The sequence below is a fragment of the Alkalihalobacillus sp. CinArs1 genome, from assembly GCF_947387515.1.
GTDB lineage: Bacteria > Bacillota > Bacilli > Bacillales > Guptibacillaceae > Guptibacillus.
Genome location: NZ_CANDOB010000001.1, coordinates 433,763 through 448,787, shown reverse-complemented (window position 1 = coordinate 448,787; position 15,025 = coordinate 433,763). Strand labels below are relative to the sequence as shown.

Sequence of the window (15,025 nt, the reverse complement as noted above, 5' to 3'; positions counted from 1 at the left end):
TTTGCTTGAACTGAAGGGAGATTTAACATAAATGTTTGGTGGATTTTCAAGAGATATGGGTATAGATTTAGGTACAGCGAATACGCTGGCTTATGTGAAAGGCAAGGGAGTAGTTGTACGTGAGCCGTCTGTAGTAGCGCTTCGTACGGATACAGGTTCAATCGAAGCTGTCGGTAATGATGCAAAGAATATGATCGGACGTACGCCTGGAAATATCGTAGCCCTAAGACCGATGAAGGATGGCGTTATCGCAGATTTCGAAACAACAGCGACGATGCTTAAATATTTTATTAAACAAGCTCAGAAGAATCGTTCTGTGTTTGCACGTAAACCGAATGTGATGGTATGCGTACCTTCTGGAATCACTGCGGTTGAAAAACGTGCAGTTGAAGATGCGACTCGTCAAGCGGGAGCACGCGAGCCGTACACGATCGAAGAACCATTCGCAGCCGCGATCGGTGCTGATCTTCCTGTGTGGGAACCTACAGGAAGCATGGTCGTAGATATTGGTGGAGGAACAACAGAAGTTGCGATTATTTCTCTTGGTGGAATCGTTACGAGCGAATCGATCCGCATCGCTGGAGATGAGATGGACGAGTCCATCATTCAATACATCAAAAAGACGTATAACCTTATGATCGGTGAGAGAACTGCAGAGCAATTGAAACTTGAAATCGGATCTGCTGGTTCAACAGAGGGAATCGAAGCGATGGATATCCGTGGACGTGACCTTGTGACAGGTTTACCTAAAACGATCAGCGTTTCAGCAGAAGAGGTGTCTGGAGCACTTAACGATACGGTCAACAGCATCATCGAAGCTGTAAAAGTAACCCTTGAAAAAACACCACCAGAGCTTGCAGCTGACATTATGGATCGTGGCATCGTTCTGACAGGTGGAGGCGCATTGCTTCGAAACCTTGATCAGGTGATCAGTGATGAAACGAAGATGCCAGTCATCGTAGCTGAAAACCCACTAGAGTGTGTAGCGATTGGAACGGGTCGTGCACTTGAAAATATTCATCTGTTCAAATCAAGAGCTGGGATTACGTCCCGATCATCAAAACAGAAGTAGTTAGAAGGTGTTGTAAGGCATGCCGCAATTTTTTTCGAATAAAAGACTAATTGTTCTACTTGTCAGTATTATCGTTCTTGTGGCACTTATCGGTACCTCAATGAAAGAAAGAGATGCTTTGACGATACCAGAACAATTCTTCAAAGATTCAGTTGGTTGGCTTCAATCCGTCTTCTATAAACCCGCTAATTCAGTAGCGGGTTTATTTGAGAGTGTTGGAGAAATGAAAGATATGTATGAAGAAAACAAACTCTTGAAATCTAGATTGAATGAATTTGTTGCACTTTCTGAAGAGCTGAAAGAAGTAAAGCAGGAAAATGCTGAGCTCAAAAATGAGTTGAATATCGATCCCTCAACAGGGATATCTAACTATCAGACATTCCATGCAAACATGATTGCGCGTTCACCAGATCGGTGGAATGATTTATTGACGATCGATAAGGGTAAGCAAGATGGTGTAGAAGCGAATATGGCTGTGACGACACCAAAGGGCTTGATCGGCAAGATCAAAAACGTTCAGCCGTTTTCTTCCACTGTTCAGCTTGTAAGTGATGTCGACCGAACAAACCGAATCGCTGCGATGACGCAGGAAGATAAGAATGTATTTGGTACGATCGAAGGGTATGACTCCGAAAAAGACATGTTGATCTTTGCTAAGATTCCGGTCGATACAAAAGTGAAAAAGGGCCAAACGGTGATCACTGCAGGAAATGGTGGGATCTTCCCAAGAGGAATCGTGATCGGTGAGATCATGGATGTAGAAACGGATAACGTAGGAACAACTCAGACTGCTTACGTTAAACCTGCAGCTGATTTGTACGATATCAACAACGTGATGGTCATCGACAGAGGAGCACAAACGGTTACACCTTCATCTGAAGAAGGTGATGAAGAATGAAGCAGCTTCTTCTATCTGGAACGCTCTTCGTTCTTTTCCTCATCGAGGGAACCGTATTTCAAGTCTTTGCACCAGAGCAGTATGATTTAGAGTTTCAGCTGATACCGAGATTTGTAGCAGTTGTTGTGCTTTTGGTAGGTATGTATTTATCTCCTATGTTCGGAGTAATCTTTGGGGTGATCTTCGGGTTACTACATGATTTGATTTACACTGATCTTGTCGGTGTGTATATGTTTGGAATCGCAGTGAGCGCATACATAATTGGATATCTTGCGAAGGTGTTCCAACTGAATTGGTTTACTTCACTTGTACTTGTTTTACTTGGCTTTACTATGTTGGAGTTCTATGTTTATGAACTGTTTTCGTTGATTAACATCACGAACCTTTCATTTAACTCTTTCATCCATGACCGTTATTTGCCCTCTTTGATCTTGAATGGTATTTTCATGCTTATTGTTTACTTTCCTGTGAAGCGTTTGCTGGAAGAATTGTCAGAAAGCCGTAGACAAGAAAATTAGGCCGAAAAGAGGATTTTCCTCTAGCTACGTTGAAATATTCTATGTTGAGGTGAATGAAATTGGCTATGGCACAAAAACAATCACAGCAGTATGTCACGATAAAAGGTACGAAAGATGGCTTGAATTTAATATTAGATGATTCTTGCGCTTTTCGTGATGTCATAAATGATCTTGATGACAAACTTTCCGCTCGTCATATACAACAAACGGAAGGTCATACGATTACTGTTACAATCAAAGTAGGAAATCGTTACTTGACGATTGAACAGGAAGAAACGCTACGAGATCTTATTCAGTCAAAACAAAATCTTAAAGTTGATCGAATCGATTCCAATGTTATTTCTCGTGACGAGGCAGAAGAAGAAAGGAAGCGGACGACTGTTAAGTCCGTTGCAAGAACTGTACGTTCGGGTCAAATTTTAGAAGTAGAAGGAGATTTACTTTTAATAGGAGATGTTAATCCGGGCGGTACTGTGATGGCTGGGGGGAATATCTTCGTGATGGGAACACTTCGAGGAATCGCTCATGCTGGAGCATACGGTAATACGGATGCAGTTATCACGGCGTCTTTATTAAAACCTTCCCAACTACGAATAGCAGATTTAATTAGCAGACCACCTGATCAATCAGGCATTACAGATGCAGAAGCAGAATGCGCATACATTAAAGAGGGTACTGAAATAAGCGTAGATCGCGTTCAAATACTAACTAAAATTAGACCGAATTTGACAAGGTTGTAGACAGAAAGGGGAATGTTGTGTGGGAGACGCTATAGTAATCACTTCCGGAAAAGGAGGCGTGGGGAAAACCACGACTACAGCAAACATCGGAACAGCTCTTGCACTAATGGGCAAAAAGGTATGTCTAGTTGATACGGATATCGGCCTTCGAAATTTAGATGTAGTGATGGGGCTTGAAAATAGAATTATCTATGATCTCGTCGACGTCGCTGAGGGCAGATGCCGACTTCACCAAGCTTTGATCAAAGACAAGCGTTTTGAAGCGCTGTATATGCTGCCTGCCGCTCAGACGAAGGATAAGTCGGCCGTGCAGCCGAAGGAAATGAAGAAGATCATCGAAGAGTTGAAGCAAGATTACGATTACGTTCTTATCGATTGTCCTGCGGGAATCGAACAAGGATTTCAAAATGCGATTGCTGGAGCAGATAAGTCTGTTGTAGTAACAACACCTGAAACATCTGCGGTTCGCGATGCTGACCGTATTATCGGACTTCTTGAGAAAGAGGAAGGCATCGAAGCACCAAAGCTTGTTGTTAACCGCATTCGAAACCATATGATGCAGAGTGGTGAGATGCTCGATGTGGATGAGATCGTTTCGATCCTCGCAATCGATCTTTTAGGAATTGTCGGTGATGATGATACCGTTATCCGTGCCTCCAACAAAGGTGAGCCCATCGCACTCGACCCAAGTTCGAAAGCTTCTATCGCATATCGTAATATCGCTCGAAGAATTCTTGGTGAATCTGTGCCCCTTCTTTCTCTTCAAGAAGAGAAGGGTGTGCTTACAAAAGTAAAGAAATTCTTCGGAATGCGTTCATAAGAAACCGGCCATCGTGCCGGTTTTTTTGTTGGTGTCTCTGTATAAATCCAATGACATAACCCCTCCGGACAAGTCATAGACTGAATACTACGGCTAGGAGGGAGGGGTGAGCGATGGGAAGGGATATAAATGAGGTCAGAAAGCGACTAAATGCAAGGAAGAAACATCGTCATCCGGTGAGGTCGACATCGCATAGCGAAAGAAAAGGGGAGCAACCGCATTTCCATCAAACAGAGGTGACCTTTCATCCGTTATTTAATAAGCAGGCGTTTCTCATACGAGCTATGATTGCTGCTTGTTTGTTTTTAGGTGCAGGCATATTATTTAAATCCGAAAGTGAAAAGCTTCTACCAGTTAAGGGATATGTAACGAATATGATGGAGACTGAATTTCAGTTTGCAATGGTGAGAGATTGGTATGAAGGGAAGTTCGGTAATCCTGTTGCTTTGATCCCAGACGGGAAGGATACGACGACGGCGGGCGAAACACCTGTTTTTGCATTACCTGCAAATGGGAAGGTTCTTGAAGATTTCCAGTCCACTGGTAAAGGCATCATGGTAGAAACGGTCTTAAGTACAGAAGTAGAAGCCATCAATGCGGGTGTGATCACCTATGCTGGTGAAAAAGAAGGAATCGGCAATACGGTTGTCATCCAACATGCTGATGGAAGTGAATCTTGGTATGGCATGTTAGAGTCAGTCGATGTCTCATTATATGATTTTGTGAAAACAAAAGATAAATTAGGAAATGTGACGAACTCGGAAGATGGTAAAACAGGTACGTTCTATTTTGCAATAAAACAGAACGAGGCTTTCGTTGACCCTCTTCAAGTTGTCCCAATCGAATAATGCTTCGAAAGCTGACTATTCATCCGTTGTTTTGGGTCACAATAGGATTAGCGATCATAACGGGCAGATTCAGGGAGGTCATTTTACTCTTTAGCATCGTATTCATACACGAAATGGGTCATGCAGTGACTGCGAATTATTTTCGTTGGCGAATAAACAAGATTGTCCTCCTCCCGTTCGGTGGTGTAGCTGTTGTAGATGAGCACGGTAATCGACCCATCTATGAAGAGTTTCTCGTGATCCTTGCAGGACCATTGCAGCATGTATGGATGATTGGTGCTGGATTTCTCATCTTTGAGGCTGGATTAATCACCGAATCTCTGTTCGACCTTTTTTTGTTTCACAATCTGATCGTTTTATTATTTAACCTGCTGCCTATATGGCCACTGGACGGTGGAAAATTATTGTTTTTACTCTACACGATCCTCTATCCGTTTAAGGTTGCTCATCGATCGATGATCTACTCATCTGCATTGTTTTTACTCGTTCTTATCCTTATTACAAGTCTCTGGTTTCCTGAGCAGCTGAGTTTGTGGATCGTGATGAGCTTTCTAATCGCTGCACATATAAAAGAGTGGAAGCACCACCCTTATATTTATTTCCGGTTTTTACTCGATCGGTATACTAGGGTGTATGAGGGAAAAGAAGCAACGCTTTCTGTGATGCCGAATATGAGGTTGAGTGAAGTTCTCTCGAAACTTTACAGAGGGAGACGGTACACGATCACAATAAAAGGACTCGATGTGTGTGCGGATGAAAAAATGCTGCTGGAAGCCTATTTCCAAAAAAATCAGCTAAGATGTGCAGTCGGTACACTTTTCAGATAAACTAAAGAAAACGATCAAAGGGTGTAAAAAGGAATGCAGTTACTTGTTCTTGAGAAAGACGATTCGAGAGTAGTCGCTATTCAAAAGGAAGGCGACATCATCGACCTATGGATTGAGAAGCGTAATCGTTTCAAACCATCGCAGGGCGATATTATTCTTGGTGTCGTCAATAATGTGGTAAAGGGAAAGAACGCAGCTTTTGTTTCGCTTGGAGGAGGAAAGCCAGGCTTATTGAACGGAAGTGAAACGATAAAAGCGCAGAGGAACAAGACAGTCGGCGAGACACCTCCGGCTGTTTCTGATTTTTTAGAAGTCGGACAGGCTCTTTTAGTTCAAGTAAAGCATGAAGGGTATGATCGGAAAGGTCCTCTCGTCACCGAGCTCATTCATTTAGCGAGTGATACATTGGTTTATATGCCTTATGCAGGCTACTCTGCTGTGGCAAAGTCTATCAAAGATAGAGATGAATTGTTATCGATCGCAACAGACCATTGCGTTGGTGAGGAAGGCGTCATCTTCCGTACGAAAGCAAAAGAGTTGAGTGCTGATCAATTGGTCGAAGAGCTTACATATAAAAGGAATGAATGGAAAACAATTTTAGAGAAAGCATCTAGTAGGAATCCGCCAGCAAGAATTGTGAAATCGAATGACAGACTTGAAAAGCTGTACCCGCTCGATCGGATAGATCAAGTGGTGACAAATTCCTCAAACGCTGCTGATGAGTTCAAACAACTTGGGTTCAATCCAAGTCTTATTGAGGTTGATGAAAGTCACACTAACATAAGACTACTGAAGGAAAAGGTAGCTGAACTTTCACGATCAACCGTGAAGGTAGGAAAAGCGTTCGTTCATATCGAGTCGACTTGCGCCCTTACTGCAATCGACATCGACAGCGGGGGAGCGGCTTTTCAATCTATTGAAGAAACGCATAAAAGTGTAAACGAAGCTGCTATCCTTAAGATCTTGGAACAAATTAGATTAAGGAATATCTCTGGTACGATCCTGATCGATCCGCTCCCCATGGTAGAAAGTGACAAGAATGAGCTGTTACAACTTCTAAAAGAAGCCGCCAAAACGGACTCGAGAATGGTGGTAGGAGGCTTTACGAAATTTGGATTGATCGAGCTTCAGAGAAAGAAGGATGGTTTGCCGTTTCATAAGCTTTTGTTAGAGCTTGATTAACTCGAAATAATCGCATTGACACGGTATTTTCAGCTATGGTATGATTTAGTGGTTAGTTCGTTTGGAAGCACCCAAAGAGCTACAACCGCTCAAAATCAGGTTTCTAAGCTAGTGTTCTAGCACCTGTAATGGCGAGTCTGAGTATTAGAGGAGGTGCACGTATGTACGCAATTATTGAAACTGGTGGTAAACAAATCAAAGTTACTGAAGGTCAGGAAGTTTACATCGAGCTTCTTAACACAGAAGCAGGTGAAACTGTTACTTTTGACCGTGTGCTAATGGTAGGTGGAGATGACGTTAAAGTTGGTTCTCCTATCGTAGAAGGCGCTACTGTAACTGGTAAAGTTGACAAGCATGGTAAAGGTAAGAAAATCACGGTTTATAAATATAAGCCAAAGAAAAATTACCGTCGTAAGCAAGGCCATCGTCAGCCTTACACAAAAGTAGTCATTGACAAAATCAACGCATAAGGGTTACTGACATGATTCGTTTCAAAGTGAAACGCGATTCTCATGACAGAATCATTTCATTTTCTCTCTCTGGACATGCAGATGCTGGACCACATGGTTATGATATTGTGTGTGCTGGCGTATCTGCTGTAACGTTCGGGGCGGTTAATGCAATTGAATCCCTTTGTGATGTAGAACTCATAATTGACATGGAAGATGAAGGGGGCTATCTTAGTTGTACAGTTCCTGCTCGTTTAGAGCAGCGTACAGATGAGAATGTTCAACTTCTTCTTCGAGGAATGGAAGTTTCTATTTCCTCAATTGCCGAAGAATACGGTAATCATATTCAAATCACTCACACATAGGAGGTGGGACATTATGTTGAAAATGAACCTTCAGTTTTTCGCATCCAAAAAAGGTGTAGGTAGTACGAAGAACGGTCGTGACTCAATCTCCAAGCGTCTTGGAGCTAAGAGCGCAGATGGCCAAATCGTATCCGGTGGCTCTATCCTTTTCCGTCAGCGTGGAACTAAGATTTATCCTGGTACAAACGTTGGCCGCGGTGGAGACGACACTCTATACGCGAAAATCGATGGCGTTGTTAAGTTTGAGCGCCTTGGACGTGACCGTAAACAAGTAAGTGTATATCCAGTTGCGAAAGAAGCGTAAGCAGCTAAGAAAAACTCTAACCGTTCGGTTAGAGTTTTTTGATACGATAGACTTTAATAACTAACAGTCGAGTGACGATGCACGATGAAAAACAACTAGGGATCGATTTCTTTTGAAAACAATATGAAATGCAATTATTGTTATAATGAAGGAAATGGATAGAGTATTGGGAGTGCAAATATGTCTAAAAATTGGAATACCTTTGAAGTACTGCGCCATTCTCGACATGATTGGTTGAATCGTCTGCAGTTAATCAAAGGGAACCTGGCCCTCGATCACATAGACCGAGCTAAGGAAATTATCGAAGAGATTATTATCCAGTCAAGACAAGAAGCAAAATTATCGAATTTAAATGCCCCAAAACTTACAGAATATATACTGACGTTTAACTGGTGTAACCATTTATTTCAGTTGGATTTTGAAGTCATCGGGGATGAATACGATATATCTAGCTATGAAACAGAACTGATTGAATTAGTTGCTCGGTGTACAGAAGCGATCGAAGGACAGGTGACCTATCCTGCAGATCATCACTTACTGTTGACGCTTCAGCTGTATCATGAAGAAATTCATCTAGTTTTTGATTTTCAAGGTGAGTATGCTAATTCACAAAAGCTCAAAGATGAATTCGAGAATTTTGAAATCAAAAGTGCTCATCTGACTCGATTTGAACACTCAGAAAATGAGCTTGTAAGCACGTTTTTGATTAAATGAGGTGAAAGAATGTTTGTAGATCAGGTCAAAATATTTGTAAAAGCTGGCGATGGCGGAAACGGCATGGTAGCTTTTCGTAGAGAGAAATATGTACCAGACGGTGGACCTGCCGGAGGAGATGGAGGAAAAGGCGCAAGCGTCATCTTCGAAGTTGAGGAAGGTCTCCGTACTCTGATGGACTTCCGTTATAACCGTCACTTTAAGGCAAAGACTGGTGAACATGGTCGTTCGAAGAACCAGCATGGCCGTGGTGCTGAAGATATGGTCGTTAAAGTTCCACCTGGAACGGTCGTTTCCTATGCAGATACTGGTGAACGAATTGCTGACTTAACTGAGCACGGTCAACGCGCTACAATTGCAAGAGGTGGTCGTGGAGGCAGAGGAAATACAAGGTTCGCTTCTCCATCAAATCCTGCTCCAGAGCTATCAGAGAATGGAGAGCCGGGAGAAGAGAGAGAAGTTACTCTTGAATTGAAGGTCCTCGCAGACGTTGGTTTAGTCGGATTCCCAAGTGTAGGGAAATCGACGTTATTATCAGTTGTTTCCGCAGCAAAACCGAAAATCGCTGCGTATCATTTTACAACGATCGCACCGAACCTAGGTGTTGTCGATACGAAAGATGGACGTAGTTTTGTAATGGCTGATCTTCCTGGACTTATTGAAGGTGCACATGAAGGTGTTGGCTTAGGACATCAGTTCCTAAGACACATCGAGCGTACGCGCGTTATCGTTCATGTCATCGATATGTCAGGGATGGAAGGCAGAGATCCATTCGAAGATTATGAAAAAATTAACGAGGAACTAAAACAGTATAAGATGCGTCTTATGGAACGTCCTCAGATTATCGTTGCGAACAAAATGGACTTGCCTGATTCTGAAGAGAATCTGAAGATCTTTAAAGAGAAGCTTCAAGAAGACTATCCGATCTATCCGATCTCAGCAGTTACAAGACAGGGGTTACAAGAACTCCTATTTGAAATTGCAGATAAGTTAGAAACGACGCCTGAATTCCCGCTCGACGAGGAGAAGGAAGAAGAAAGCAGAGTCGTTTACCGTCATGAGAAAGAAGCGCCTGATTTCTATATAACGCGTGATGACGACGGTACATTTATTGTGAACGGTCCTCGTATTGAACGACTCTTCAAGATGACAGACTTTGATCGTGAAGACAACGTTCGCAGATTTGCTCAACAAATGCGTAGCTTGGGCATTGATGAGGCATTGCGTGAACGAGGAGCGGAAGATGGAGACGCTGTTCGGATCCTTGAGTTTGAATTTGAGTTTGTAGATTGATCTAAGCAGAAGACTGTCCAAGTGGGCGGTCTTTTTTGCAAATCTACTTGTGATTAGGAGAGAGGTGAAAGAAGTAATGAGTAATGGCGAGAAAAACTTTTTCTTAGTACGTGAAGACGTCTTATCCGATTCCATGCTAAAAACACTTAAGGCTAAGCTGCTGCTCGAAAGTGGCGCTGCAGATTCTGTAAGAGAAGCAATCGATCAAGTAGGGGTGAGCCGAAGTGCTTTTTATAAATATCGGGATACGATCCTTCCATTCCATACGATGATCATCGAACAGATCTTCACGCTCTCGATTCACCTAGAAGATCGCTCAGGAGCTCTATCTAACGTTTTGAGCACCGTTGCATCACTTGGGTGCAATATCCTTACAATCAACCAGACGATACCTCTTCAAGGATACGCGACAGTTATCTTAACGATGGAAATAGGAGAATCAGACTTGCAATTGAATAGCTTAATCGATAGAATCAAACAGATTGAAGCTGTGAACAATGCAGAAATTATTGGCTCAGGAGCATAGGGGGAAGACATGAAAAGTCAATCGAAAATTGGTTTTTTAGGTCCTGAGGGGACCTTTACTGAAATCGCTGCTAAAACTTTGTTCGAAAAAGAAGATAGAATACCGTTTCCTACGATCAAGACTTGTCTTGAAGCGGTTGAAGAAGGTCGTATCGATTATGGAGTCGTGCCATTAGAAAACACGATTGAAGGCTCCGTCAATATGACCCTCGATCTACTGTCTCAACAAGTTTCACTTCCTATAGTAGGAGAGCTTGTACTACCGATTCGTCAGCATTTACTCGTCTTACCAGAACTAGAGAATTTGAGTGATATCAAGACGGTTCAATCCCATCCTCACGCCATTGCTCAATGTCATCATTTTCTTCAACACGAACTTCCTGAAGTTGAATTGAAGAATGTTGCTTCCACGAGTGCAGCGGCTGAGTTTGTAAGGGATTCAGGTGATACTCGTGAAGCTGCCATCGGAAATGATCTTGCTGCCGAAAAATACGGATTAAAGATAGCAAGGTCGAACATTCACGATACAGAAGATAATGATACTCGTTTTTTAGTCGTACATAAAACACCTGAACCATTACCGAGGACGTCCCTTTTTAGAGAAGATCGGGTCACGTATAAGATTATTCTGCCGTCCGATTATCCAGGTGCTCTACATCAAGTGCTTTCTGCATTCGCATGGAGAAACCTCAACTTAACGAAAATTGAGTCCCGTCCGATGAAAACGGGCCTTGGGAACTACTTCTTCATTATCGATGTCGAAAGACCGAACAAAGAAATCTTGTTAAAAGGCGTAATGGAAGAGATTAAGGCATTAGGAATCGGAATCTCAGTGCTAGGTGAATATCCTTGTTTTGTAGTCAATGGGAAATAAAAAGGCAAGAGGGGAGCCCTCTTGCCTTTTGTTTTTCTTAAGATTTCGGTGAAGTTTTCTGTTCAGAACGATTAATTGTACTGTGGTTGATGAAGACTCTTATTATTCTCCTTGCGGATGGTAGCCTGTGCGGCCGCGAGCCTTGCGGATGGAACGCGGAAAGGTGAGCAGCTTACATAATCCAATCCCTTTTGGAAACAGAAATCGATCGACTCCTTTTCTCCGCCGTGTTCTCCGCAAATTCCCGTTTTTAAAGTAGGTTTTGTTTTCCTTCCTAGTTTGACACCGTTTTCTACTAATTTTCCAACGCCGTCCTTGTCTAGTGAAACGAACGGATTTTTTGGGAGGATGTCGCTCTCCACATAATGTTGGAGAAACTTGCCTTCTGCATCATCTCGACTAAAACCATAGGTTGTTTGCGTGAGGTCATTCGTTCCGAAAGAGAAAAAGTCTGCTTCTTCTGCAACCTGGTCGGCTGTTAGTGCAGCACGAGGGGTTTCGATCATCGTGCCAACAAGATAGTTAAATTCTTGACCTGTTTCTTCCTGCAGCTTATTTCCGATCGTGACCACGAGCTGACGCATCTCTTTTAGTTCGTTCACATGGCTCACTAGTGGAATCATGATTTCAGGTTTCACACTTATTCCCTTTTTTATCACGTTTGCCATCGCGTTAAAAATAGCGATAACTTGCATTTCATAGATTTCAGGGTGGATCATTCCTAAACGACAACCACGATGTCCTAACATCGGGTTAGATTCCTCCAATACTTTCACTTTTCGGAGGAGATTTTGTTTCTCTCGTAACTCGTTTGAGTCTGGATCCGTAAGTTGTAGCTTAGTCACCGCAACAAGAAGCTCTTCTTTGTCTGGTAAAAACTCATGCAGCGGTGGGTCTAATAACCGTACTGTAATGGGATGGCCCTGCATCGTTTCAAAAATTCCTTCGAAATCCTCTTGCTGCATAGGGAGGAGCTTTTCAAGTGCTTCCTTCCGTTCCTCAGTTGTTTCAGAGAGAATCATACTTCGTACTGTAGGAATGCGTGAAGCATCCATGAACATGTGCTCTGTACGGCAAAGTCCAATGCCTTTCGCTCCAAAATCGAGTGCTTTCTTTGCATCGATTGGATTATCTGCATTCGCTCGTACTTCCATATTTGCTTCTTCATCGGCCCAACGAAGCAGTAATAGGAAATCGTCAGATAGCTCAGGTTCGATCATCGGAATTTCACCGAGAAAGATGTGACCTGTTGAGCCATCGATCGTAATGGTATCTCCTTCATGAACGGTTGTGGAGCCTACCATAAATTGCTTCGCCTCAAGATTTATTTTTAATGAATCACATCCGCATATACAGGCTTTTCCCATCCCTCGAGCTACGACAGCTGCATGGCTCGTCATGCCACCTCTGCTCGTAACAGTAGCTTGAGCAGCCACGATTCCATGAATATCATCAGGTGTCGTTTCAGGACGAACGAGGATCACTCTTTCTTTATTCTTTGATCGTACCTCAGCTTCATCCGCATCAAAAACGACGATTCCTGTGGCTGCGCCTGGGGAAGCAGGCAAGCCGGTCGTTAACTGGCTACTCTTATTGTTAGGATCGAGGCGGTGGTGCAGAAGCTGACTTAGCTGATCAGGATCGACGCGTAGCAGCGCTGTCCGTTGATCCATAATCTTTTCCTTTACCATTTCTACAGCAATTCGAATCGCTGCTTGAGCAGTTCTTTTTCCTGTTCGCGTTTGAAGGATAAATAGTTTTCCGCGTTCAACAGTAAACTCAATGTCCTGCATATCTTTGTAGTGATCTTCTAATAGGTTGCACGTATCTACCAATTGCTTAAACACATCTGGCATTTCATCTTTTAGGGTGGAAATCGGGCGTGGAGTACGGATCCCTGCAACGACATCCTCGCCTTGCGCATTGATTAAATATTCTCCATAAAGCTTTGACTCTCCAGTGGATGGGTTGCGGGTAAAAGCAACGCCAGTTCCAGAATCTTCTCCCATATTTCCAAATACCATGCTTTGAATATTAACAGCTGTCCCAAGATGACCCGGAATGTCGTGGAGGCGGCGATAAAGGACTGCACGCTGATTGTTCCATGAATCAAACACGGCATCGATCGTAAGAAAAAGTTGGTCCTTAGGATCTTCAGGAAAGCTTCTGTTCGCTTGTTGACGTACGATTGTTTTGAATTCTTCGATCACTACTTTCCAATCTTCGGCTGATAGTTCTGTATCAGATTGGTATCCATGTTTTTCTCGAAAGTCTTCTAGCAGATGTTCAAAATGGTAGTGATCAATATCTAGCACGACGTTGCTGAACATTTGAATAAAGCGACGGTAAGAATCATATGCGAAACGAGGATTATTTGTAAGTTCTGCCATACCTCTTACTGTATCATCGTTCATTCCAAGATTGAGTACAGTGTCCATCATCCCTGGCATCGAATGAACAGCTCCTGATCGTACCGATACGAGGAGTGGATTGATCGGATTACCAAATTGTTTATCAGTCTTGTTTTCAAGTGTTTTTAATGCTTCTAATACTTGTGATTTGACTTCAGGAGAAATCGTTTGTCCGGCATCATAGTAGGCTCTGCAAGCGGCAGTAGATATTGTAAAACCGTACGGTACGGGCAATCCGATACGCGTCATCTCTGCTAAATTTGCTCCCTTACCGCCGAGTAGTTCCTTGCCGCCATTTTTGGAATGATCAAATAAGAATACAAATTTGTTGTCCATTATTTAAAGCTCTCCCTTTTATTAATGATGGATAAGATAATATCAGCTGTCTCTTCAATCGCTTTATTAGAAACATCGATCACTGGACATCCTATTCGTTTCATAATGTTTTCAGCGCTTGTCATTTCATCGAAGATTCGATCGAGTGATGCATAGTTGGCTGAGTTTGTTAAACCAAGACTTTTTAATCGTTCTTTTCTGATCTCATATAGTTTCTCAGGTGAAATCATCAACCCGATGCATTTCTTTCTTGGTACATTAAATAATTCTTGAGGAGGAGGAACTTCTGGAATGAGCGGTATATTCGCTACCTTATATTGCTTGTTGGCTAAGTACATTGAAAGTGGGGTCTTCGATGTTCTAGACACCCCTACTAACACGATGTCTGCATGCTTTAGTCCCCAAACTTCCTGACCATCATCGTATTTTACAGCAAACTCAATCGCTTCCACTCGCTTAAAATAGTCCTCGTCTAGCTTCCGCATTTGTCCAGGTTGACGACGTGGCTCTATATTAAATTTCTTTGTGAAGGCGTCTAACAAAGGTTGCATCAAATCAACAACGACCACTTCTTCTTGATGTGCTTTTGCGTCTAGATGGTGCTTTAAACCCTCTAAAACGATCGTGTAAGCGATGATGGAATTACTGTACTTGGACGCAGTAATAACATTGTTAATGTCCTGTGTGTTCTCTACATAAGAAAAGTGTTTAATATTGACTTCTCGGCCGAAAAATTGACTAGCTACAGCTTTCACCATTATTTCGGCGGTTTCACCTACGGAATCAGATACAACATAGACCGTTTCCTTATTCGTCACTATCAATCTCCTTATCTCTTAGAATTTAAAT

At 42.6% G+C, this 15,025-nt stretch carries 17 protein-coding genes and 1 other annotated feature; of the genes, 15 read left to right on the top strand and 2 right to left on the bottom strand.

The features are described from left to right. The first annotated feature begins 31 nt into the window (after positions 1 to 31). The 15 genes from PFZ69_RS02530 (at position 32) to pheA (ending at position 11,429) form a co-directional block, all read left to right on the top strand. The gene (locus PFZ69_RS02530) at positions 32 to 1,072 is read left to right on the top strand and encodes a rod shape-determining protein (protein ID WP_270179450.1); all 1,041 of its coding nucleotides are present in this window, start codon (positions 32 to 34) and stop codon (positions 1,070 to 1,072) included. Positions 1,073 to 1,091: 19 nt separating this feature from the next. After that, complete coding sequence (gene mreC, locus PFZ69_RS02525; protein WP_270179449.1) at positions 1,092 to 1,970, top strand: rod shape-determining protein MreC; 879 nt, start codon at positions 1,092 to 1,094, stop codon at positions 1,968 to 1,970. Next, positions 1,967 to 2,488, top strand: coding sequence for a rod shape-determining protein MreD (gene mreD / locus PFZ69_RS02520; protein ID WP_270179448.1), 522 nt, complete (start codon positions 1,967 to 1,969; stop codon positions 2,486 to 2,488). Before mreC ends, mreD begins: the two co-directional genes overlap by 4 nt. 53 nt (positions 2,489 to 2,541) lie before the next feature. Then, positions 2,542 to 3,228 (top strand): septum site-determining protein MinC, encoded by a 687-nt coding sequence (gene minC, locus PFZ69_RS02515; RefSeq protein WP_333489724.1) that lies wholly within the window; start codon positions 2,542 to 2,544, stop codon positions 3,226 to 3,228. A 19-nt stretch (positions 3,229 to 3,247) separates the two neighbouring features. Further along, complete coding sequence (gene minD / locus PFZ69_RS02510) at positions 3,248 to 4,048, top strand: septum site-determining protein MinD (protein WP_270179447.1); 801 nt, start codon at positions 3,248 to 3,250, stop codon at positions 4,046 to 4,048. Positions 4,049 to 4,161: 113 nt separating this feature from the next. Then, complete coding sequence (locus PFZ69_RS02505) at positions 4,162 to 4,896, top strand: M23 family metallopeptidase (protein WP_270179446.1); 735 nt, start codon at positions 4,162 to 4,164, stop codon at positions 4,894 to 4,896. Continuing rightward, positions 4,896 to 5,723 (top strand): M50 family metallopeptidase, encoded by an 828-nt coding sequence (locus tag PFZ69_RS02500; RefSeq protein ID WP_270179445.1) that lies wholly within the window; start codon positions 4,896 to 4,898, stop codon positions 5,721 to 5,723. The genes PFZ69_RS02505 and PFZ69_RS02500 overlap by 1 nt, the downstream gene beginning before the upstream one ends. Before the next feature lie 33 nt (positions 5,724 to 5,756). Next, positions 5,757 to 6,905, top strand: coding sequence for a ribonuclease E/G (locus PFZ69_RS02495; protein WP_270179444.1), 1,149 nt, complete (start codon positions 5,757 to 5,759; stop codon positions 6,903 to 6,905). 73 nt (positions 6,906 to 6,978) lie between these two features. Beyond that, positions 6,979 to 7,054: a sequence feature (ribosomal protein L21 leader region), on the top strand. Positions 7,055 to 7,066: 12 nt separating this feature from the next. Beyond that, complete coding sequence (gene rplU, locus PFZ69_RS02490) at positions 7,067 to 7,375, top strand: 50S ribosomal protein L21 (protein ID WP_224878599.1); 309 nt, start codon at positions 7,067 to 7,069, stop codon at positions 7,373 to 7,375. 11 nt (positions 7,376 to 7,386) lie between these two features. Further along, positions 7,387 to 7,719 carry a ribosomal-processing cysteine protease Prp gene (locus PFZ69_RS02485; protein WP_270179443.1) on the top strand — a complete coding sequence of 111 codons (333 nt, stop codon included), beginning with the start codon at positions 7,387 to 7,389 and terminating at the stop codon, positions 7,717 to 7,719. A 13-nt stretch (positions 7,720 to 7,732) separates the two neighbouring features. Continuing rightward, positions 7,733 to 8,023: a 50S ribosomal protein L27 gene (rpmA, locus tag PFZ69_RS02480; RefSeq protein ID WP_224878597.1), complete on the top strand. Its 291-nt coding sequence runs from the start codon at positions 7,733 to 7,735 to the stop codon at positions 8,021 to 8,023. Positions 8,024 to 8,203: 180 nt separating this feature from the next. Continuing rightward, entirely contained in the window at positions 8,204 to 8,737 is a 534-nt protein-coding gene (locus PFZ69_RS02475) for a Spo0B C-terminal domain-containing protein (protein WP_270179442.1), read from the top strand. Between the two features lie 9 nt (positions 8,738 to 8,746). Then, the gene (obgE, locus tag PFZ69_RS02470; RefSeq protein ID WP_270179441.1) at positions 8,747 to 10,030 is read left to right on the top strand and encodes a GTPase ObgE; all 1,284 of its coding nucleotides are present in this window, start codon (positions 8,747 to 8,749) and stop codon (positions 10,028 to 10,030) included. Positions 10,031 to 10,106: 76 nt separating this feature from the next. Next, the gene (locus PFZ69_RS02465; RefSeq protein ID WP_270179440.1) at positions 10,107 to 10,556 is read left to right on the top strand and encodes an ACT domain-containing protein; all 450 of its coding nucleotides are present in this window, start codon (positions 10,107 to 10,109) and stop codon (positions 10,554 to 10,556) included. A gap of 9 nt (positions 10,557 to 10,565) precedes the next feature. Beyond that, positions 10,566 to 11,429: a prephenate dehydratase gene (gene pheA, locus PFZ69_RS02460; protein ID WP_270179439.1), complete on the top strand. Its 864-nt coding sequence runs from the start codon at positions 10,566 to 10,568 to the stop codon at positions 11,427 to 11,429. A gap of 71 nt (positions 11,430 to 11,500) precedes the next feature. On the opposite strand, the gene ppdK is transcribed toward pheA, so the two are convergent. Next, positions 11,501 to 14,176 (bottom strand): pyruvate, phosphate dikinase, encoded by a 2,676-nt coding sequence (ppdK, locus tag PFZ69_RS02455; RefSeq protein WP_270179438.1) that lies wholly within the window; start codon positions 14,174 to 14,176, stop codon positions 11,501 to 11,503. Continuing rightward, positions 14,176 to 14,994, bottom strand: a complete 819-nt coding sequence (locus PFZ69_RS02450; protein WP_270179437.1) for a pyruvate, water dikinase regulatory protein — start codon at positions 14,992 to 14,994, stop codon at positions 14,176 to 14,178. The genes ppdK and PFZ69_RS02450 overlap by 1 nt, the downstream gene beginning before the upstream one ends. Positions 14,995 to 15,025 lie beyond the last annotated feature (31 nt).

Bases quoted from the DNA above. Each gene is read 5' to 3' on its own strand.
- PFZ69_RS02530 (WP_270179450.1), top strand. From the start codon at position 32: ATGTTTGGTGGATTTTCAAGAGATATGGGTATAGATTTAGGTACAGCG.
- mreC (WP_270179449.1), top strand. From the start codon at position 1,092: ATGCCGCAATTTTTTTCGAATAAAAGACTAATTGTTCTACTTGTCAGT.
- mreD (WP_270179448.1), top strand. From the start codon at position 1,967: ATGAAGCAGCTTCTTCTATCTGGAACGCTCTTCGTTCTTTTCCTCATC.
- minC (WP_333489724.1), top strand. From the start codon at position 2,542: ATGAAATTGGCTATGGCACAAAAACAATCACAGCAGTATGTCACGATA.
- PFZ69_RS02505 (WP_270179446.1), top strand. From the start codon at position 4,162: ATGGGAAGGGATATAAATGAGGTCAGAAAGCGACTAAATGCAAGGAAG.
- PFZ69_RS02500 (WP_270179445.1), top strand. From the start codon at position 4,896: ATGCTTCGAAAGCTGACTATTCATCCGTTGTTTTGGGTCACAATAGGA.
- PFZ69_RS02495 (WP_270179444.1), top strand. From the start codon at position 5,757: ATGCAGTTACTTGTTCTTGAGAAAGACGATTCGAGAGTAGTCGCTATT.
- rplU (WP_224878599.1), top strand. From the start codon at position 7,067: ATGTACGCAATTATTGAAACTGGTGGTAAACAAATCAAAGTTACTGAA.
- PFZ69_RS02485 (WP_270179443.1), top strand. From the start codon at position 7,387: ATGATTCGTTTCAAAGTGAAACGCGATTCTCATGACAGAATCATTTCA.
- rpmA (WP_224878597.1), top strand. From the start codon at position 7,733: ATGTTGAAAATGAACCTTCAGTTTTTCGCATCCAAAAAAGGTGTAGGT.
- PFZ69_RS02475 (WP_270179442.1), top strand. From the start codon at position 8,204: ATGTCTAAAAATTGGAATACCTTTGAAGTACTGCGCCATTCTCGACAT.
- obgE (WP_270179441.1), top strand. From the start codon at position 8,747: ATGTTTGTAGATCAGGTCAAAATATTTGTAAAAGCTGGCGATGGCGGA.
- PFZ69_RS02465 (WP_270179440.1), top strand. From the start codon at position 10,107: ATGAGTAATGGCGAGAAAAACTTTTTCTTAGTACGTGAAGACGTCTTA.
- pheA (WP_270179439.1), top strand. From the start codon at position 10,566: ATGAAAAGTCAATCGAAAATTGGTTTTTTAGGTCCTGAGGGGACCTTT.
- ppdK (WP_270179438.1), bottom strand. From the start codon at position 14,176: ATGGACAACAAATTTGTATTCTTATTTGATCATTCCAAAAATGGCGGC.